The organism is Pseudomonas sp. S2_A10 (assembly GCF_054668465.1).
Genome location: NZ_CP162773.1, coordinates 1,814,632 through 1,835,060, shown reverse-complemented (window position 1 = coordinate 1,835,060; position 20,429 = coordinate 1,814,632). Strand labels below are relative to the sequence as shown.

17 protein-coding genes are annotated in these 20,429 nt (G+C 61.2%); 11 read left to right on the top strand and 6 right to left on the bottom strand.

Going from position 1 to position 20,429, the window contains the following annotated elements:
* Positions 1-67: 67 nt before the first annotated feature.
* The 4 genes from AB4N41_RS08490 to aspA all read right to left on the bottom strand — a co-directional run bounded on the left by AB4N41_RS08490 (position 68) and on the right by aspA (position 5,839).
* Positions 68-1,060, bottom strand: coding sequence for an AraC family transcriptional regulator (locus AB4N41_RS08490; protein WP_056790940.1), 993 nt, complete (start codon positions 1,058-1,060; stop codon positions 68-70).
* 245 nt (positions 1,061-1,305) lie between these two features.
* Positions 1,306-2,310 carry an asparaginase gene (locus AB4N41_RS08485; protein WP_056790937.1) on the bottom strand — a complete coding sequence of 335 codons (1,005 nt, stop codon included), beginning with the start codon at positions 2,308-2,310 and terminating at the stop codon, positions 1,306-1,308.
* Positions 2,311-2,481: 171 nt separating this feature from the next.
* A complete protein-coding gene (locus AB4N41_RS08480) occupies positions 2,482-3,930 on the bottom strand; it encodes an alanine/glycine:cation symporter family protein (protein ID WP_016772471.1) in 1,449 nt (482 codons plus the stop codon).
* Between the two features lie 484 nt (positions 3,931-4,414).
* On the bottom strand, positions 4,415-5,839 hold the full coding sequence (gene aspA / locus AB4N41_RS08475) for an aspartate ammonia-lyase (RefSeq protein ID WP_016772472.1): 1,425 nt from the start codon (positions 5,837-5,839) through the stop codon (positions 4,415-4,417).
* Between the two features lie 180 nt (positions 5,840-6,019).
* Between aspA and AB4N41_RS08470 the strand changes: the two genes are divergently transcribed.
* From AB4N41_RS08470 to AB4N41_RS08450, 5 genes are all read left to right on the top strand, one after another.
* Entirely contained in the window at positions 6,020-6,928 is a 909-nt protein-coding gene (locus AB4N41_RS08470) for a LysR substrate-binding domain-containing protein (protein WP_024014837.1), read from the top strand.
* Positions 6,929-7,263: 335 nt separating this feature from the next.
* Positions 7,264-7,755: a 5-(carboxyamino)imidazole ribonucleotide mutase gene (purE, locus tag AB4N41_RS08465; protein WP_007920220.1), complete on the top strand. Its 492-nt coding sequence runs from the start codon at positions 7,264-7,266 to the stop codon at positions 7,753-7,755.
* 10 nt (positions 7,756-7,765) lie between these two features.
* Complete coding sequence (locus AB4N41_RS08460; RefSeq protein WP_041476593.1) at positions 7,766-8,848, top strand: 5-(carboxyamino)imidazole ribonucleotide synthase; 1,083 nt, start codon at positions 7,766-7,768, stop codon at positions 8,846-8,848.
* A 111-nt stretch (positions 8,849-8,959) separates the two neighbouring features.
* Positions 8,960-9,205, top strand: a complete 246-nt coding sequence (locus AB4N41_RS08455) for a GlsB/YeaQ/YmgE family stress response membrane protein (RefSeq protein WP_016772475.1) — start codon at positions 8,960-8,962, stop codon at positions 9,203-9,205.
* Between the two features lie 93 nt (positions 9,206-9,298).
* Complete coding sequence (locus AB4N41_RS08450) at positions 9,299-9,835, top strand: DUF3299 domain-containing protein (protein WP_056790934.1); 537 nt, start codon at positions 9,299-9,301, stop codon at positions 9,833-9,835.
* Positions 9,836-10,047: 212 nt separating this feature from the next.
* Here the strand turns inward: AB4N41_RS08450 and AB4N41_RS08445 are convergent, their stop codons facing one another.
* Positions 10,048-10,947, bottom strand: a complete 900-nt coding sequence (locus AB4N41_RS08445) for a D-hexose-6-phosphate mutarotase (protein WP_252877132.1) — start codon at positions 10,945-10,947, stop codon at positions 10,048-10,050.
* 57 nt (positions 10,948-11,004) lie between these two features.
* The gene (locus AB4N41_RS08440; protein ID WP_003229628.1) at positions 11,005-11,409 is read right to left on the bottom strand and encodes an acyl-CoA thioesterase; all 405 of its coding nucleotides are present in this window, start codon (positions 11,407-11,409) and stop codon (positions 11,005-11,007) included.
* Between the two features lie 377 nt (positions 11,410-11,786).
* On the opposite strand from AB4N41_RS08440, the gene AB4N41_RS08435 reads away from it, so the two are divergent.
* From AB4N41_RS08435 to phoU, 6 genes are all read left to right on the top strand, one after another.
* On the top strand, positions 11,787-13,085 hold the full coding sequence (locus tag AB4N41_RS08435) for an MFS transporter (RefSeq protein WP_016772479.1): 1,299 nt from the start codon (positions 11,787-11,789) through the stop codon (positions 13,083-13,085).
* Between the two features lie 234 nt (positions 13,086-13,319).
* The gene (locus AB4N41_RS08430; protein ID WP_016772480.1) at positions 13,320-14,318 is read left to right on the top strand and encodes a phosphate ABC transporter substrate-binding protein PstS; all 999 of its coding nucleotides are present in this window, start codon (positions 13,320-13,322) and stop codon (positions 14,316-14,318) included.
* 504 nt (positions 14,319-14,822) lie between these two features.
* Complete coding sequence (locus AB4N41_RS08425; RefSeq protein WP_252878198.1) at positions 14,823-16,856, top strand: ABC transporter permease subunit; 2,034 nt, start codon at positions 14,823-14,825, stop codon at positions 16,854-16,856.
* A gap of 16 nt (positions 16,857-16,872) precedes the next feature.
* Positions 16,873-18,543: a phosphate ABC transporter permease PstA gene (pstA, locus tag AB4N41_RS08420; RefSeq protein WP_016772481.1), complete on the top strand. Its 1,671-nt coding sequence runs from the start codon at positions 16,873-16,875 to the stop codon at positions 18,541-18,543.
* Positions 18,544-18,636: 93 nt separating this feature from the next.
* Complete coding sequence (gene pstB / locus AB4N41_RS08415) at positions 18,637-19,470, top strand: phosphate ABC transporter ATP-binding protein PstB (RefSeq protein ID WP_041476597.1); 834 nt, start codon at positions 18,637-18,639, stop codon at positions 19,468-19,470.
* Positions 19,471-19,589: 119 nt separating this feature from the next.
* Complete coding sequence (gene phoU, locus AB4N41_RS08410) at positions 19,590-20,351, top strand: phosphate signaling complex protein PhoU (protein ID WP_016772483.1); 762 nt, start codon at positions 19,590-19,592, stop codon at positions 20,349-20,351.
* Positions 20,352-20,429 lie beyond the last annotated feature (78 nt).

Below are 20,429 nucleotides of genomic sequence, written 5' to 3'. Positions count from 1 at the left end.
AAGATCGCAGCCTTCGGCAGCTCACCGATCCCTGTAGGAGCTGCCGAAGGCTGCGATCTTTTGATCTTCAGGATCTGAACTGACTCGGCGCCACGCCACTCCAGCGCACAAATGCATGACGGAAACTCGCGGTCTCGCTGAAGCCCAGCGTCTCGGCGATCCGATAGATCGGCAACTGGTCCTCACACAACATCTGCTTGGCCCGTTCGAAGCGCAGTTCATCGAGCAGTTCCTGATAGCTGCTGCCCATGTCTTTCAAATGCCGGCGCAGGGTGCGCGGTGAGCACTTCATTTGCTGCGCGAGCCCCTCGAGCCCCGGCGCGGCATTCAATTGTGCGCTGAGCAACTGACGAATCCGCCCCAGCCAGGCCTGACGTCCGGTGAACTCAAGATTCTGCTTGCGGCAACGTTCGGCCATGGCCTGATGAGTGATCGCGTCGGCCAGCGGCAGCGGCTGATCGAGCCAGTGGCGGTCGAAGGCGAAGGCGTTGTCTTTGGCCGAGAAGTGCATTGGCGAGTTAAAGGGTTCGGCGTAGCTGTCGCGGTAGTCCGGCGCTGCATGTTCGAAGCGCGTGGCGCGCAGCGGCAGGGAATGGCCGAGCAAGTCGTCGCAGATGACTTTCAGGGACACCAGACAGAATTCGGCGTTGAACACCGCCATCGCCGCGCTTTCACGGTAATCAGCAGCGACGAACCAGACCTGCTCGCCATCGTCTTCCAGGCTCAGTTCGAACAACGTGCCCAACAGCGCCGGATAACGGATTGCCAGACGCAAAGCGTCACCGAAGGTGGCACAGGTCAGCAGGGCGTAACCGAGCATGCCGTAACAGGACACGTGCATGCGCCGGCCCAATTCGAGACCGATGTCACGCTTGAGCGCGACCGCGTTGGTGCAGACCTGCATCTCTTGATGGGTGGTGATGCGCGTATCGGCCCGCTGCAGATCCGCCGCCACGATGCCGCTGCCGGCCAGGAGCGCCTCGCTCGACAGGCCTTCGGCCTTGAACGTGTTGAGGATCAGCGAGACCGCGTTGAGGGTGGTGAGGTGGGAGTGGAGCATGGGATCTTCCAGCCTGGAGGTGGCTGGAACGCAGCAAGTTGCATGCCGCAGGCCCTCACCCCAGCCCACTCCCAGAGGGAGAGGGGGCCGAACGGGGGATATTGCAGAAATACACCGACGTGAGACACCGCCGCCGAATCCATAATCGACACTGTTTATCAGGTCGGTATATAGCGCAAGACAACAGGGTCAGTTCCCTCTCCCTCTGGGAGAGGGTTAGGGTGAGGGGCAATCCAGCGCCGTGCTCAGATCAACTCACCACACAAATCCAGCTCGATCAGCCGTCGCGCTTCAGTCGTTTCCAGCCCGGCTCCCAGCAAGCCATGCAACTTGCCGAACGCCGCCTCGCGGGTCATGCCGCCACCGGACAACACGCCAACACCCCGCAAGCGGCTGCCAGCCTCGTAGACATCCAGCTCGACCCCGCCTTCATGGCATTGCGTCACTGCCACCACCACCACGCCGTTATCCCGTGCACGGCCAAGGCTGGCGAGGAACTCGGGGTTATCGCTCGGCCCGGTCCCGCTGCCGTAGCATTCCAGCACCAGACCTTGAATGCCGCTGTCGAGCAGGCCGTCGAGGACTTCGGCACTGATGCCGGGAAACAGCGGCAACACCGCGACTTTCGCCAGTTGCTTCGGCTGGTTGTAGTTCAGCGCGCCTGGAATCGAAGGCGCCTTCACACCACCGCCCTGACGCTCCAGGCGTTTGAACGGATGGCGGCCGAAGCTGCGCACTTTCGCGCAGCGGGTCGGCGCCAGCAGTTCGCCGTGGAAGTACAGGTGCACGCCTGGCGCCAGGCCCTGGCCGAGGGCGACCAGCGCGCCGCCGAGGTTTTCCCAGGCATCACTGTCGGTCACGCCCGCCGGCAGCATCGAACCGGTGAAACACACGCGGGCATGCAGGCCGAGCAACTGAAAACTCATCGCCGCCGCGCTGTAGGCCAGGGTGTCGGTGCCGTGCAGAATCAGCACGCTGTCGCAGCCTTGCACGTCCACGGCATTGACCACCGCTTCGCGCAGTTGCTGCCAGTAGGCCGGGGTCATGTTGGCGCTGTCGATCAGCGGCGACATTTCCCGAAATTGCCACTGCGGCACTACCAGCTCAGGCTGACTGTGCAGGTAGTCGCGCATCCGCGCTTCGAAACCGGACGCCGGGGCCAGACCGTTGGCGCTGGCCTGCATGCCGATGGTGCCACCGGTGTAGAGCACCATGACGTGTTGAGCGGCGGGATAGGTCGACGAGCTCATAGGATTCTCCGAAACGATGAGGGCCCTGTGGGAGCGAGCCTGCTCGCGAAAGCAGTGTGTCATTCAACAATGATGTTGGCTGAAAGTCCGCCATCGCGAGCAGGCTCACTCCTACAAGTTATTGCATCACAATAACTGACGGGCGCAGGGGATGCGCCCGTCATTCACCTGTCAGCGTTGCGCTGCAGGTACGCCTTGCGGCGCAGTTTCAGTCTGGCCCGCCGCTGCTGGCGGGTTCACCGGCCAGGCGTTGCGATCCAGATCCAGATCGGCGAATTTGCTCGAATCAAACACTGGCTGTTTGACGCCGGCGCGACGCTGCTCGTCGTAGTCGCGCATCACCCGCAGGCCGACCTTGAACAGCATGGCCAGGGCCACGAGGTTGACGAAGGCCAGACAGGTCATGGTGATGTCGGCGAAGGCGAACACCGTCGTCAGGTCCTGCATCGAACCCCATACCACCAGCGCCAGCACAAGGCCGCGGAACAGCATCAGCAGGGCGCGGTTGCGGCTGAGGAACTGCAAGCTGTTCTCGCCCAGGTAGTAGTTGTAGAGGATGCAGGTGAAGACGAACAGCGACAGCGCGACGCTGACGAACATGCGACCCCAGTCACCGACCACCGCGGCCAGCGAGTTCTGGGTCAGGACGATGCCGTCACCTTCGAAACCCGGGGTGTAGAAGCCCGACAGCAGGATCAGCAGCGCGGTGCAGGTGCAGATCACGAAGGTGTCGAGGAACACGCTGAAAGCCTGGACCACGCCCTGCGCGCCCGGGTGCTTGACGGCGGCCACGGCGGCAACGTTCGGCGCACTGCCCAGGCCCGCTTCGTTGGCGAACACGCCACGCTTCACGCCCATGACAATGGCGCTGCCGAGCAGGCCGGCAAAGGCCGGGTCGAGGCCGAAGGCGCTCTTGAAGATGGTTTCCAGCATGGCCGGCACGTGTTCGATCTGGGTGCCGATCACGTACAGGGTCACGCCGATGTAGGCCAGGGTCTTGATCGGTACCAGCAGGTCGGACACCGAAGCGATGCGCTTGATCCCGCCGATAAAGGTGATGGCCAGCAGCACCGCCAGGACGATACCGGTGTGTTGCGGGTTGAAGTCAAAGGCGTTCTGCAGCGAGTGGGTCACAGTGTAGGACTGCAGGCCGATGAAGGCGAAACCGTAGGTGACCAGCAGCAGAACGGAGAACACTATCGCCATGCCTTTGAGCTTGAGCCCGTGCTGGATGTAGTAGGCCGGACCGCCACGGTACAGGCCGTCGCCATCCGCGCGCTTGTAGACCTGGGCCAGGGTGCACTCGAAGAAGCTGCTGGACATGCCGACCAGTGCGGTCACCCACATCCAGAACACCGCACCCGGACCACCGAGAGTCACGGCGATGCCGACACCGGCGATGTTGCCTGCACCGACGCGGCCGGCGAGGCTGAGCATCAAGGCCTGGAACGAGCTGAGTTGCCCGGCGCTGCCTTTGAGGCTGTCGCGGAACACCGCGAACATGTGGAAGAAATGACGCAGTTGAACGAAACGCGAGCGAATCGTGAAGTAACTACCGAGCCCGACAATGAGCACGATCAGTACTTTCCCTGAGAGGAAGTCGTTGATGACTTCGAGCATGGATTTATCCTCGCTGTTTTTTGTGGGTGCAAATGCTGGATCGGAGAAACATCGTGTTACACCGGCCTGCGCGCGGCACGACGGGTGAGGCGAAGGTTTCGTCCCGGATCCATATCGCGGGTTTTGTTATTAGTTCGGGTTTCGCATGGGTTATGGCCTCGTTACCGACGACCGCTCACGCGAAGAGGGGCGGCACTATACCGATCAGTGGCGCGCCCGTCTGCACGGTAGTGGTGCAAGCGACGAAACGAGGTTGCTGCAAATCAAAAGATCGCAGCCTTCGGCAGCTCCTACAGGTGCACGTCAATCCTGTAGGAGCTGCCGAAGGCTGCGATCTTGGCGGTATCGAATACACAAAGCATCTAACGTCCTGCCCGCAAAGAAGTTAAAAAAAAGGGCTCGGGGACAAAATCCCCAAGCCCTCAAAAGGTGAGAGGTGTCTAGTCCCTCGACCTGGTGAGCGGTGCTACAAGTTCGCGTCGGCTCAGGCTTTGAGCGGAACCAGACGCGGGGCAATCATGTTTTCCGGGCGCAGGATGTCGGCGAGCATGGCTTCGTCGAGCAGACCTTCTTCGCGCACCAGTTCCAGCACGCCGCGGCCGCTTTCAAGGGCGATACGGGCGATGCGGGTGGCATTTTTGTAGCCGATGTACGGGTTCAGTGCGGTGACCAGACCGATCGAGTGCTCGACCAGTTCACGGCAGCGCGCTTCGTTGGCGGTGATGCCGACGATGCAGTGCTCGCGCAGCATGTCCATGGCACGTTGCAGCAGGCGGATCGAGTCGAGGATCTTGAAAGCGATCAGCGGCTCCATCACGTTCAGTTGCAGCTGGCCGCCTTCGGCTGCCATGGTCAGCGCCAAGTCGTTACCGATGACCTGGAACGCGACCTGGTTCACGGCTTCCGGGATCACCGGGTTGACCTTGCCGGGCATGATCGAGCTGCCTGGCTGACGCGCCGGCAGGTTGATCTCATTGATGCCGGTGCGTGGGCCGCTGGACAGCAGGCGCAGGTCGTTGCAGATCTTCGACAGCTTGACCGCGGTGCGCTTGAGCATGCCGGAGAACAGCACGAACGCGCCCATGTCGGAGGTCGCTTCGATCAGGTCGGCGGCCGGTACCAGCGGTTGCCCGCTGATCAAAGCCAGACGTTGAACAGCCAGTGCCTGATAACGCGGGTCGGCGTTGATGCCGGTGCCGATCGCGGTGCCGCCCAGGTTGACTTCGGTCAGTAGCTCCGGGGCCAGCGTCTTCAGACGCGCGAGGTCTTCGCCCATGGTGGTGGCGAAGGCACGGAATTCCTGGCCGAGGGTCATCGGCACGGCGTCTTGCAGCTGGGTACGGCCCATTTTAAGGACGTGGTCGAACTCTTTGCCCTTGGCCGCGAAGGCCTGAATCAGGCTGTCGAGACTGGCCAGCAGCGCGTCGTGACCCAGCAGCAGACCCAGGCGGATCGCCGTCGGGTAGGCGTCGTTGGTCGACTGCGCCATGTTCACGTCGTCGTTCGGGTGCAGGTACTGGTACTCGCCTTTCTCGTGGCCCATCGCTTCCAGAGCAATGTTGGCGATCACTTCGTTGGCGTTCATGTTGGTGGAGGTGCCGGCGCCACCTTGAATCATGTCGACCACGAACTCTTCGTGGTAATCGCCGCGGATCAATCGCGCACAGGCTTCGCTGATGGCAGCGTGCTTGGCTTCGCTCAGGTGACCCAGCTCGCGGTTGGCGTCAGCGGCGGCCTGTTTGACCATCGCCAGGCCCACAACCAGTTTCGGGTAATGCGAAATCGGAACGCCCGAGAGGCGGAAGTTATTCACCGCTCGCAGGGTCTGGATGCCGTAATACGCATGGGCCGGTACTTCGAGGGCGCCAAGCAGGTCGGTTTCTGTGCGGAAAGATGCAGCGGAGGACATGATAGAAATCATCTCGATAAGGACCCGGTCTGTGCCGGAACGCTGCGAATGCTAGGCTTGTGGGGATTTTTGGGCCAATGCTGTTCAGCACTGCCCTATGCACATTCGGCATAATGCCCGTGTGACGCCGCCTGTGCGGCAGACGTGTGACCTGTTTTGGTGCGTGTCCGGGAGGACGTGATGAATCTGGAAAGCAAATGGCTCGAGGACTTCAGTGCCCTGGCCGCCACCCGCAGCTTCTCTCAGGCGGCCGAACGGCGCTTCGTGACCCAGCCGGCATTCAGTCGGCGGATCCGCAGCCTCGAAGCGGCGCTGGGGCTGACTCTGGTCAATCGCTCGCGCACGCCGGTCGAACTGACGGCGGCGGGGCAGTTGTTTCTGGTGACTGCGCGCACCGTGGTCGAACAACTCGGTGAAGTGCTGCGCCACCTGCATCATCTGGAAGGCGGGCAGGGCGAGGTCATGCAAGTCGCAGCGGCGCACTCGCTGGCGCTAGGCTTTTTCCCGCGCTGGATCGCCCAGTTGCGCAACGAAGGGCTGAACATCGCCACACGGCTGGTGGCGACCAACGTTGGCGACGCCGTGCACGCTTTGCGTGAAGGTGGCTGCGATCTGATGCTGGCGTTCTACGACCCGGATTCGGCGATGCAGATGGACCCGGAGATTTTCCCGTCGCTGCACTTGGGCCAGACCGAGATGCTGCCGGTGTGCGCGGCAGATCTGGATGGCAAACCGCTGTTCGATCTGGAAGGCGAGGCGAGTGTGCCGTTGCTGGCTTACAGCGCCGGGGCGTTTCTTGGGCGTTCGGTGAACGGCTTGCTGCGCCAGCGCCAGTTGCGTTTCACCACGATCTACGAAACCGCGATGGCCGACAGCCTGAAAAGCATGGCCCTGGAAGGCCTCGGCATTGCCTGGGTGCCGCAACTGAGCGTACGCGCCGAACTGGCCCGCGGTGAACTGGTGGTGTGCGGCGGCCCGCAATGGCATGTGCCGCTGGAGATCCGCCTGTACCGCTGCGCCCTGGTGCGCAAGGCCAACGTGCGGTTGCTGTGGCGAAAACTAGAAGGTGGCGCCGCACAAAGCGCTTGAAGCTGATGAAGATCGAATGTGGGAGCGAGCCTGCTCGCGAATGCGGAGTTTCAGGCGCTGAGGTATCGTCTGACGCAACGCTTTCGCGAGCAGGCTCGCTCCCACAGGGGGATTTTTGCGGTGTTCTTTCGCTGACCTCAAGGTCAATAAAACCGGGCGTTTCGCTCATTTGACAGATGGTCGTTTCGGGGGCTGTTTATTGCTTTCTTTGCGGTATACTGCGCGGCCTTCGGCCGGCACGTCCGGCCATTTTTCGTACAATCAAGCCACGCAACCTGCGTGGCTTGTTGTTTTATGACGCGCCTGCGGGCGCTCCAGAGAGAAGAGGCGCGACGATGAGTGCACTGGTTGGCGTGATCATGGGCTCCAAGTCCGATTGGTCCACCCTTAGCCACACCGCCGATATGCTGGAAAAGCTCGGCATCCCGTACGAGGTCAAGGTGGTCTCTGCCCACCGCACCCCGGATCTGCTGTTCCAGTACGCCGAAGAGGCTGAAAGCCGCGGCATTGAGGTGATCATCGCCGGTGCCGGTGGCGCAGCCCACTTGCCAGGCATGTGTGCGGCCAAGACCCACCTGCCGGTGCTGGGCGTGCCGGTGCAGTCGGCCATGCTCTCGGGCGTCGATTCGCTGCTGTCGATCGTGCAGATGCCAGCTGGCATTCCGGTTGCCACCCTGGCCATCGGCAAGGCTGGCGCAATCAACGCCGCCCTGCTCTCGGCGAGCATCCTCGGCGCCAAGCACCCGCAGTTCCACGCGGTACTGAAAACCTTCCGTGCCGAGCAGACAGACAGCGTCCTGGACAATCCAGACCCACGTATTGCCTGAGGTTGTTGAGATGAAGATCGGTGTAATCGGTGGCGGCCAGTTGGGTCGCATGTTGGCCCTGGCGGGCACTCCGCTGGGCATGAACTTCGCTTTCCTCGACCCTGCGCCGGACGCCTGTGCGGCCGCGCTGGGCGAACACCTGCGGGCCGATTACGGCGATCAGGATCATCTGCGCCAACTGGCCGATGAAGTCGATCTGGTGACCTTCGAATTCGAAAGCGTCCCGGCCGAAACCGTGGCGTTTCTCTCGCAATTCGTGCCGGTGTACCCGAGCGCCGAAGCCCTGCGCATTGCTCGTGACCGCTGGTTCGAAAAGAGCATGTTCAAGGACCTCGGCATTCCGACCCCGGCCTTCGCCGACATCCAGTCGCAAGCCGACCTGGATGCCGCCGTCGCTTCCATCGGTCTGCCGGCCGTGCTGAAAACCCGCACCCTGGGTTATGACGGCAAGGGCCAGAAAGTCCTGCGCAAACCGGAAGACGTGGCGGGTACGTTCGCCGAACTGGGCAGCGTTGCCTGCCTGCTGGAAGGCTTCGTGCCATTCACCGGCGAAGTGTCGCTGATCGCCGTGCGTGCCCGCGATGGCGAAACGAAGTTCTATCCACTGGTGCACAACACCCACGACAGCGGCATTCTCAAGCTGTCGGTGGCCAGCACCGATCACCCGTTGCAGGCGCTGGCGGAAGATTATTCCAGTCGCGTGCTCAAACACCTCGACTACGTCGGCGTGATGGCTTTTGAGTTTTTCGAAGTCGACGGTGGCCTCAAAGCCAACGAAATCGCCCCGCGCGTGCACAACTCCGGGCACTGGACCACCGAAGGTGCCGAGTGCAGCCAGTTCGAAAACCACCTGCGCGCCGTGGCCGGCCTGCCGCTGGGTTCGACCGCCAAGGTCGGCGAGAGCGCGATGCTCAACTTCATCGGCGTAGTGCCGCCGGTGGAGAAAGTCATCGCTATCGAAGACTGCCACTTGCATCACTACGGCAAAGCTTTCAAGGCCGGACGCAAGGTCGGCCACGCCAACCTGCGCTGCGCTGACATGGCCACGCTGCAAGCGCAGATCATCAAGGTCGAAGCGCTGATCGCCGAGTAAACCAGTTTCATGTGGCCGCGGCGGAACCATTCAGGGGCCGCCGTTCTCTCATGGCAGGATGCGAAACACTGGCTAGTCTTTCGCATATCTTCCAAATCAGAGGGAAATGCCATGGGAATTATCGGAACCATCTTTATCGGCTTGATCGTCGGCCTGCTGGCTCGGTTCCTGAAACCGGGCGATGACAGCATGGGCTGGATCATGACCATCCTGCTCGGTATCGGCGGTTCGCTGGCGGCCACCTACGGCGGCCAGGCTCTGGGCATCTATCAGGCGGGCGAGGGCGCGGGTTTCCTCGGCGCACTGGTCGGCGCTGTGGTGTTGCTGGTGATCTACGGTCTGATCAAAAAGAACTGATCGAAAGCGACAAAGCCCTCTCGGCCAGCGCGGCCGGGAGGGCTAGAATGCGCGGCGACTTACCGTCCATTCCTTTGCCTGCCGAGCACCTTCATGCGCCGTCTTCTGTTGACTCTCCTCTTGCTGGGCAGCTATCTCGCCCACGCCGGCGAACTGCCGGAAACCGACTGGCTGGAACTGATGCCCAAGTCGGATCAAAAGGCCCTTGAGGCCATGCCGGAAATCGACCACAACTCCCCCGAAGCCACCGGCACCTTCACCGAGAAGGGCGGGATGAAGCAGGCCAAAGGTCTGCCAGCGGTGATGTATTCGACGAAAACCGTAGCGTCGATGAACGACAAACACATCCGCATCGGCGGATACCCGGTGCCGCTTGAGTCGGATGCCAAGGGCCGCAGCACGCTGTTCTTCCTTGTGCCGTATCCGGGCGCCTGCATCCACGTGCCGCCACCACCGCCGAATCAACTGGTGCTGGTGCGGTATCCAAAAGGGTTGAAGCTGGAGGACATCTACACACCGCTTTGGGTGACCGGCACGCTTAAAATCGAAAAGGTCAGTAATGACCTGGCGGATGCGGCGTATGCGCTGGAGGCGGAGAAGGTGCGGGTGGTGCAGGAAGCTGACCTCTAAAGCGCGCCGCGCATAAATTTGGGAGCGAGCCTTTGTGGTGAGGGGATTTATCTGTGGTGAAGGGATTTATCTGTGGCGAGGGGATTTATCCCCGCTGGACTGCGCAGCAGGCCCCAGCTTTTGATTTAAAAAAAGCGGGGGCCGCTGCGCGACCCAGCGGGGATAAATCCCCTCGCCACAGGGCTCTTTGCCCTTTTGTATGGTGCTAGAGCTTAGAGCGGCGTAGCAGCTACGCTGACACCCATGGTATGGCTCGCCCCCGGCGCCAGGGTCACCAGATCATCCATCACATTCGCCGTTTCGATGCACAGCATGCGTTGCCAGCCATCGTTGTCCATGTCCGGCAGTGCGGCGGCGCGGTCGATCCACGGGTTCCAGATCACCGCAGTGCGCGAGCCGGTAGAGGTCAGCACGATGCGTCGTTCCCAGGTCGGATCAACGATGCTCAATTGCGGCGGAGCATTGAGGTAGATGCGGTCGGTCTCGCCGGCGAAATGCAGATCGCCGCTCTGGCTGGCCGTGTTCCAGTCGTCCAGGGTCTCGATGTAGTTGAGCCCGGCCACGCCGTCGACATGCACATTACGCACGTCACTCACGGCGAAATAGGTGTGCAGCGCCTGACTCAGCGTGACGCTGTCAGTCCCCCGGTTATGGCTGGTCAGACTGTAATGCAGTTGATCCGCCAGATGCAGGGTCAGGGTCAGATCGACTTCGTGGGGCCAGCCCGGCAGGCCACCTTCCGGGTAGGGCAGCTTGAATTCGACCTTGATGCCGTCAGCCTCTGATTCGATGTTGCCCAACTCCCAGTCCATCGCCCGCACCAGACCGTGCGCGGGGGCCGGCTGCTCGCCGGTGTACATGGCCTGCACGCTGCTCGGGTTGCGTTCGAATTTGCCAAACCACGGCCAGCACACCGGCACGCCGGCGCGGATGTTTTTGCCGGTCTTGAACTCGGCCTTGTCGTTGAGCCAGATGATCGGCGGCTGGCCGTCGATCTGATAACTGAGGATGTGCGCGCCTTGCTGGGCCACCAGCACTTCGGCCTTGCCGTGGCGGATGCGCCAGCAGTTCAGTTCATCCTGTTTCACGGCTTCAACGTTGGGCGTGTTCATGGGCAACTCTCGATCAGACACTGGGGACGACTATCGACCGCAAAACGGTCGCGAGGTTTAACGCGCGCGTGGCGGCACCGAACGGGTGCGACCGCTGCCGTCGATGGCGACGAAAACGAAAACCGCTTCGGTGACCTTGCGCCATTCGCTGGAGAGTGGGTCATCGCTCCACACTTCGACCATCATCTGGATCGAGCTGCGTCCGATTTCCAGGGTCTGGGTATAAAAGGACAACTGCGCGCCGACCGCGACCGGGACGAGGAACGCCATGCGGTCGATGGCGACAGTGGCAACGCGGCCACCGGCCACCCGGCTGGCCATGGCGGTGCCGGCCAGATCCATCTGCGCGACCAGCCAGCCGCCGAAAATATCGCCAAAGCCGTTGGTTTCGCGGGGAAGTGCGGTGATTTGCAGGGCCAGGTCGCCCTGTGGGATCGGATCTTCTTGTTCGAGCTCTATCATGCCGAGGGGCCTCTGACCCGTGACTCTTCGTGGGTATTGCGGGTGGTAGCCGTCTTCAAGAAAAACGATTCAACACCGAACACACTGCGTTCGTCACGTTTTCCATCAGGCGCCTAAAGGGAAACTCTGCGAAAAAGGCTAAATCCCGAGCAAAGGACGGGCCAACAACGTTTTCGCACAGCAACCTCTTACAAATCCTGCGCAGGTGGCGAGTATATCGGTCGATAGACCCCGCGACGACCACCCGGTTCTGATTTCGACCGTCAATTACGCGCCTCTATGTGCTTTTTCGAACAATTTGCTATGGTGCCGAACCTGTCCAAGCCACCGCCAGCGTTGTTGTGGCGACAGATTCGACTATAAGAGAAGCCCTTGCCATGACCACAGCGCCTTCGAGCCTCGCGCAGCCCGAGCAACCCGCACGACCGTTGACCCGCAATGACTACAAGACTCTGTCGCTGTCCGCCCTCGGCGGGGCGCTGGAGTTCTACGATTTCATCATCTTCGTTTTCTTCGCCACCGTCGTCGGCAAGCTGTTCTTCCCGGCCGACATGCCCGAGTGGCTGCGCTTGATGCAGACCTTCGGCATCTTCGCCGCCGGCTATCTGGCACGTCCTTTGGGCGGCATCGTCATGGCGCACTTCGGTGACCTGCTGGGGCGCAAGAAGATGTTCACCCTGAGCATTTTCATGATGGCGGTGCCAACGCTGATCATGGGCCTGCTGCCGACCTACGCGCAGATCGGTATCTGGGCGCCGATCCTGTTGCTGCTGATGCGGGTGATCCAGGGCGCCGCTATTGGCGGTGAGGTGCCGGGAGCGTGGGTCTTCGTTTCCGAACACGTACCGCAAAAGCACATCGGTTATGCCTGCGGCACGCTCACCAGCGGCCTGACTGCCGGCATCCTCCTCGGCTCGCTGGTCGCCACTGCGATCAACAGCATTTATACGCCAGCCGAAGTGTCGGATTACGCCTGGCGGATCCCGTTCCTGCTCGGCGGCGTGTTCGGCCTGTTCTCGGTGTACCTGCGCCGCTGGCTGCACGAGACACCGGTGTTCGCCGAACTGCAATTGCGCAAGGCACTGGCCGAAGAAGTGCCGTTGCGCGCGGTGCTGCGTGATCATCGCGGCGCCATCGCCATTTCGATGCTGCTGACCTGGCTGCTCTCGGCTGGCGTCGTCGTGGTGATCCTGATGACCCCGACCGTGCTGCAAACGGTCTACCACTTCTCGCCAACCACGGCGCTGCAGGCCAACAGCCTGGCCATCGTCTTCCTCAGCCTCGGCTGCATTGGCGCTGGCGCGCTGGCCGATCGCTTCGGCGCCGGTCGCGTCTTCGTCTTTGGCTGCCTCGGTCTGCTGATCAGCTCCTGGACCTTCTACCACAGCCTCGCCGACCACCCGGACTGGTTGTTCCCGCTGTACGCATTGACCGGTTTGCTGGTCGGCACCATCGGCGCGGTGCCGTACGTGATGGTCAAAGCGTTCCCGCCGGTGGTTCGCTTCAGTGGCCTGTCGTTCTCGTACAACGTCGCGTACGCGATCTTCGGTGGCCTGACGCCAATGGTGGTGAGCCTGCTGCTGAAGGAAAGCGCGATGGGGCCTGCCTACTATGTGGCAGTGCTGTGCGGGATGGGAATTCTGGTAGGCGCCTGGCTCTGGAAGAAAGGGCGCTAAAGCCCAGGATCTACTCCACCAATACCGGCCACTTCGCGAGCAGGCTCGCTCCCACAGTTGGAATGCATTTCAATTGTGGGAGCGAGCCTGCTCGCGAATGGGGACGCCACAAATCATCCAGCAAAACCCGATGCTGGCCTTTCATCCAATTGTCATATTTCAGCCATAGAGTGTTCACATGGCCTGCTGATACTTGGCCCCGACTTAACACACCCTATCTGCTAGGAGTAAGGCATGAAACTGAAGCGTTTGATGGCGGCAATGACTTTTGTCGCTGCTGGCGTTGCGACTGCCAACGCGTTCGCCGCTGTTGACCCTGCTATCCCGAGCTACACCAAGACCACTGGTGTGTCGGGCAACCTGTCCAGCGTCGGTTCCGATACCCTGGCAAACCTCATGACCCTGTGGGCCGAGAACTACAAAAAAGAATACCCGAACGTCAACATCCAGATTCAGGCTGCCGGTTCTTCCACCGCGCCACCTGCACTCACCGAAGGCACCGCTAACCTGGGCCCGATGAGCCGCAAGATGAAGGACAACGAGCTGCAGGCTTTCGAGCAGAAGTACGGCTACAAGCCGACGGCGATCCCGGTTGCCGTGGATGCCCTGGCCGTGTTCGTGCACAAGGACAACCCGATCAAGCACCTGACCATGGCTCAGGTCGATGCGATCTTCTCCTCGACGCGCCTGTGCGGTGCCAAAGCTGACGTCAAGACCTGGGGTGACCTGGGCGTGACCGGTGACCTGGCCAACAAGCCGGTCCAGCTGTTCGGCCGTAACTCGGTGTCCGGCACCTACGGCTACTTCAAGGAAGAAGCCCTGTGCAAAGGTGACTACAAGCCAAACGTCAACGAACAACCAGGTTCGGCGTCGGTGGTGCAGTCGATCAGCAGCTCGCTTAACGGCGTCGGCTACTCGGGCATCGGCTACAAGACCGCCAGCGTGAAAACCGTAGCCCTGGCCAAGAAAGAAGGCGGCGAGTTCATCGAAGACACCGAAGAAAACGCCCTGAACGGCAAGTATCCGCTGTCGCGCTTCCTCTACGTTTACGTCAACAAAGCCCCGAACAAGCCTCTGGCCCCGCTGGAAGCCGAGTTCGTGAAGCTGGTGCTGTCGAAGCAGGGCCAGGAAGTGGTAGTGAAAGACGGCTACATCCCGCTGCCAGCCAAGGTTGCTGCCAAAGCACTGGCTGACCTCGGTCTGCAAGAAGGCGGCGCTGTCGCCAAGAAGTAACACCGCAGATCCGGGGCAACCCCCCGGACCTGCTGGAACCGTGTAGGAGCTGACGAGTGAAACGAGGCTGCGATCTTTTGATCTGGCCTCTGATCGCAAGATCAAAAGATCGCAGCCTCGGTTCCCTCGACAGCTCCTGCACAGGTTTCACAACCTCGAATTCTCGACTCCGCTGCCGGACTTCCGGCTGGCGGATTTGCTGCGTCACTGCACTGTCATCTTTCTGTCATACAGGATCGCTAGGGTGTGCGCATGAATGATCTGGCCAATTCCCCAATGACTACGTCTTCCCCTCCCAAGCGCATTGACTTCAATACGCCTGAGCTGCAACGCAAGCGCCGCATTCGCGCGCTCAAGGATCGCTTCACCCGTTGGTACGTCCTCGTCGGCGGCCTCGCGGTGCTAGCGGCCATCACCCTGATCTTCTTCTTCCTCGCCTACGTCGTTGCGCCACTGTTTCAAGGTGCCGACCTGACCGCGAAAGATTCGATCACCCCGGCTTGGATGCAGGACGCCGGCAAGCCGCTGATGATCTCGCTCGAGGAGCAGAATCAGGTGGCCATGCGTGTATCCGACAAGGGCCAGGCACTGTTCTTCAATCTCGACAGTGGCGCTGAATTGAGACGTGTCGAACTGCCGCTGCCAGCGGGCGCTACCGTGACGTCCATCGGCGAAGACCAGCCGGGTCATCCGCTGGTGGCCGTGGGCCTGTCCAACGGTCAGGCGCTGGTGTTCCGTCACACCTATAAAGTCAGCTACCCGGACGGCAAGAAAACCATCAGCCCGGCCATTGAATATCCGTATGGCGAGGCGCCAATTGCGCTGAACGAAAGCGGCGGCGCGCTGGAGCATGTCAGCCTCAACGCCACCGACTCGACGCTGATGCTGGTCGGCTCCACCGGCTCGCAACTCAATGTGCTGTCGCTGACCAGCGAAGAAAACATGATGACCGGCGAAGTCACCAACGAGCAGACGCGCATCGATCTGCCGCAGATGACCGAGCCTGTGAAAAACATCTTCGTCGACCCGCGCCAGCAGTGGCTGTACGTGGTCAACGGGCGTGCTCAGGCCGACGTGTTCAGCCTGCGCGACAAGAGCCTCAACGGGCGCTACAAACTGCTGGAAAATGCCGACGCCCAAGTCACCGCCACCGCGCAGCTGGTCGGCGGTATCTCGCTGATCGTCGGCGATTCCAAGGGCGGTCTGGCCCAGTGGTTCATGGCTCGCGATACCGATGGCGAGCAGCGTCTGAAGCAGATCCGCACCTTCCAGATGGGCACCACGCCGATCGTTGAAATCGCTGCCGAAGAGCGCCGCAAAGGCTTCCTCGCCCTCGATGCCAGCGGCAAGCTCGGCGTGTTCCACAGCACCGCACACCGCACGTTGCTGGTCGATCAGGTGGTTGAAGGCCAGGGCCTGTTTGGTCTGTCGCCACGCGCCAACCGGGTGATCGTCGAAGCCGGCGGCAAGCTGCAGCCGTTGCTGCTCGACAACCCGCACCCGGAAGTATCGTGGAGCGCGCTGTGGAGCAAGGTCTGGTACGAGAACTACGACGAGCCTAAATACGTCTGGCAATCGACCGCCGCCAACACCGATTTCGAACCGAAATTGAGCCTGTCGCCGCTGACCTTCGGCACCCTGAAAGCCGCGTTCTACGCCATGCTGCTGGCCGCGCCACTGGCCGTCGCTGCGGCGATCTACACCGCGTACTTCATGGCCCCGGGCATGCGCCGCAAGGTCAAACCGGTGATCGAACTGATGGAAGCGATGCCGACGGTGATCCTCGGTTTCTTCGCCGGTCTGTTCTTGGCTCCATATGTAGAAGGGCATCTGCCGGGCATCTTCAGCCTGCTGATGTTGCTGCCGATCGGCATTCTGGTCGCCGGTTTCACCTTCAGCCGCCTGCCTGAATCGATCCGCCTGAAAGTCCCGGACGGCTGGGAAAGTGCGCTGCTGATTCCGGTGATCCTGTTTGTGGGCTGGCTCTCGCTGTACATGAGCCCGTTCATGGAGAACTGGTTCTTCGGCGGCGACATGCGCATGTGGATCTCCCATGACCTGGGCATCACCTACGACCAGCGCAACGCCCTGGTGGTCGGTCTGGCCATGGGTTTCGCGGTGATCCCGAACATCTACTCGATCGCCGAAGACGCCGTGTTCAGTGTGCCGCGCGGCCTGACCCTGGGTTCGCTGGCCCTGGGTGCGACGCCATGGCAGACCATGACCCGCGTGGTGATCCTGACCGCCAGCCCGGGCATCTTCTCGGCGCTGATGATCGGCATGGGCCGTGCGGTCGGCGAAACCATGATCGTGCTGATGGCCACCGGCAACACCCCGGTGATGGAGATGAACCTGTTCGAAGGCCTGCGCACCCTGGCCGCCAACGTCGCGGTGGAAATGCCCGAGTCGGAAGTCGGCGGCAGCCACTACCGCGTGCTGTTCCTCTCGGCGCTGGTGCTGCTGTTGTTCACCTTCGTCATGAACACCCTGGCAGAACTGATTCGTCAGCGTCTGCGCAAGAAATACTCGTCGCTTTAAGCAAAGGTAGAAGTCTGTGAAACAGAACTCCCTGAAAGGATGGTTCAAGAGCGGCGCCCCGGGCGTCTGGATCAGCGGTGGCGCGGTGTCCATCGCGGTCATCATGACCATTGGTCTGTTGGCGGTGATTGCCGTGCGCGGTCTCGGTCACTTCTGGCCGGCGGACCTGATCCACGCGCATTACGACGTACCGGGCCAGGCCAATCACCTGGTGATCGGCGAAGTGGTGCAGAAAGAAGAAGTGCCGCGCGCACGTCTGAAGAGCGCCGGTCTGCCGGTGCCGGACGAAGGTCCGGAATTCATGACCCGCGAGCTGATCAAGGTCGGCAACCGTGACCTGAACGGCAACGACTTCACCTGGATCGTCGGCGAGTGGCTGACCAAGCAGACCACACCGCCAGAATTGATGGCGATCGAGCGTCGCGAGTGGGGCAACTTCTACGGCTACCTGGTCAACGTCAAACAGGACGGCAAGGTCATCGCCGAAGGCGAGGCCGCTTGGCCTGAACTGCAAGCGCGCATCGATCGGGTGAACGATCTTGCGGCTCAACTGAAGACGCTGGAAAAAACCGACATCGGCGCAATCAATGCCGGCCTCGAGCGAATCCGTCTGCACGGGCGCAAACTGGAGCTGGAGGGCAAACTCGACGCCACCGCACAAGCGGACATGGAGTCCGAGCGCGCCGAGCTGGACGCGCGCTACAAAGACATCGAAGCACGTCTGTCTGATTTGCATGCACAGTTCAACCGCGACGCCTTGACCGCCCGTGACGCCAACGGCAAGGAAATCGAAATCGGTCTGGGCAAAGTCGTGCATGCCTACCAGCCAAACGGCATGAGCACCTTGACCAAGGTTGGTTTCTACTTCAGCAAGATCTGGGAATTCCTCTCCGACGACCCGCGTGAAGCGAACACCGAAGGCGGGATCTTCCCGGCGATCTTCGGCACTGTGATGATGACCCTGATCATGGCGATGATCGTTACACCGTTCGGCGTGCTGGCAGCGGTGTACCTGCGCGAATATGCCAAGCAGAACACCCTGACTCGCGTCATTCGTATCGCGGTGAACAACCTCGCCGGCGTACCGGCGATCGTTTACGGCGTGTTCGGTCTGGGCTTCTTCGTCTACGTGCTGGGTGGTTCGGTCGACCGCTTGTTCTTCCCTGAAGCACTGCCGGCGCCGACCTTTGGTACGCCGGGCCTGCTCTGGGCCTCGCTGACCCTGGCGCTGCTGGCAGTGCCGGTGGTGATTGTGGCGACCGAAGAAGGTCTGGCGCGGATTCCTCGTACCGTGCGTGAAGGCTCGTTGGCCCTCGGCGCGACCAAAGCGGAAACGCTGTGGAAAATCGTTATCCCGATGGCCAGCCCGGCCATGATGACCGGGATGATCCTCGCCGTGGCCCGTGCCGCCGGTGAAGTGGCGCCGCTGATGCTGGTGGGTGTGGTGAAACTGGCGCCGTCGCTGCCGGTGGACGGCAACTACCCGTACCTGCACCTGGACCAGAAGATCATGCACCTGGGCTTCCACATCTATGACGTCGGCTTCCAGAGCCCCAACGTCGAAGCAGCCCGCCCGCTGGTGTACGCCACCGCGCTGCTGCTGGTGCTGGTGATCGCGACGCTGAACCTGTCGGCGGTGTATATCCGCAACCACCTGCGCGAAAAATACAAAGCACTGGATAGCTAAAGCCATTAGCCACAAGCGGCAAGCTACAAGCCGCTTTTGCTCAAACTTGCAGCTTGCAGCCAGAAGCTTGCAGCTACGAACGGAGTGAGACCCATGCAGCACGAAACACACAGCCACGGCATCAACATGTCTGCCCTGGGCCGCGACAAGCAGAGCCTCAACCTGGCGCAGGAAACCGTCGCCATCGAAGTGCCGGGCCTGAGCCTCTACTACGGCGACAAACAGGCACTGTTCGACGTCAGCATGAACATCCCGAAACAGCGCGTGACGGCGTTCATCGGCCCGTCCGGCTGCGGTAAGTCGACGCTGCTGCGTACCTTCAACCGGATGAACGATCTGGTCGACGGCTGCCGTGTCGAGGGCGCGATCAACCTGTACGGCAACAACATCTATCGCAAGGGCGAAGACGTTGCCGAACTGCGTCGTCGCGTCGGCATGGTGTTCCAGAAGCCCAACCCGTTCCCGAAGACCATTTACGAAAACGTGGTCTATGGCCTGCGCATCCAGGGCATCAACAAGAAGCGCATCCTCGACGAAGCCGTTGAATGGGCGTTGAAAGGCGCGGCATTGTGGGACGAGGTCAAAGACCGTCTGCACGACTCGGCCCTCGGCCTGTCCGGTGGTCAGCAACAGCGTCTGGTGATCGCGCGCACCATCGCGGTCGAGCCGGAAGTGCTGCTGCTCGACGAACCGTGCTCGGCTCTCGACCCGATCTCGACGCTGAAAGTCGAAGAGCTGATCTACGAGCTGAAGTCCAAGTTCACCATCGTCATCGTGACCCACAACATGCAACAGGCGGCACGGGTGTCCGACTACACCGCGTTCATGTACATGGGCAAACTGGTGGAATTCGGCGACACCGATACTCTGTTCACCAATCCGGCGAAGAAGCAGACCGAAGACTACATCACCGGTCGCTATGGCTGATTGCAGCAGCGGCAAGCCGCAAGCTTCAAGCGGCAAGAAAGAATTGGTGCGATATCAGGACTTATACATAACTGCTTGAAGCTTGCAGCTTGAAGCTTGCAACTTTCGCGGAGCGAACAATGATTTCCAAAGAAGGCCTTACCCATCACATTTCCGCGCAGTTCAACGCTGAACTGGAGGAAGTGCGCAGTCACCTCCTTGCCATGGGCGGGCTGGTCGAGAAGCAGGTCAACGACGCGGTCACGGCGCTGATCGAGGCCGACTCCGGCCTGGCTCAGCAGGTCCGTGAGATCGACGACCAGATCAACCAGATGGAACGCAACATCGACGAAGAATGCCTGCGCATTCTCGCCCGTCGTCAGCCGGCAGCCTCTGACCTGCGTTTGATCATCAGCATTTCCAAATCGGTGATCGACCTCGAGCGTATCGGCGACGAAGCCACCAAGATCGCCCGTCGTGCCATCCAGCTGTGCGAAGAAGGCGAAGCGCCGCGCGGTTACGTCGAGGTTCGTCACATTGGCGACCAGGTACGCAACATGGTGCGCGATGCGCTGGACGCCTTCGCGCGTTTTGACGCCGATCTGGCCTTGTCGGTGGCGCAGTACGACAAGATCATCGACCGCGAATACAAAACCGCCCTGCGTGAGCTGGCCACCTACATGATGGAAGACCCGCGCTCTATCTCGCGGGTGCTGAGCATCATCTGGGTTCTGCGTTCACTGGAGCGCATCGGCGATCATGCGCGCAACATCTCCGAACTGGTGATCTACCTGGTGCGCGGCACCGACGTGCGCCACATGGGCCTCAAGCGCATGAAAGAAGAAGTTGAAGGCACAAGCGCTGAAACCGCTAATGTTCCGGGCGAAGCTGACGATAAGTAAGATTGCCTGAGAAAAGCGCCCGGCCCTCTGGCCGGGCGTTTTTGTTTCTGCTTTTCAGAAGCGGATTCGTATTAAAAG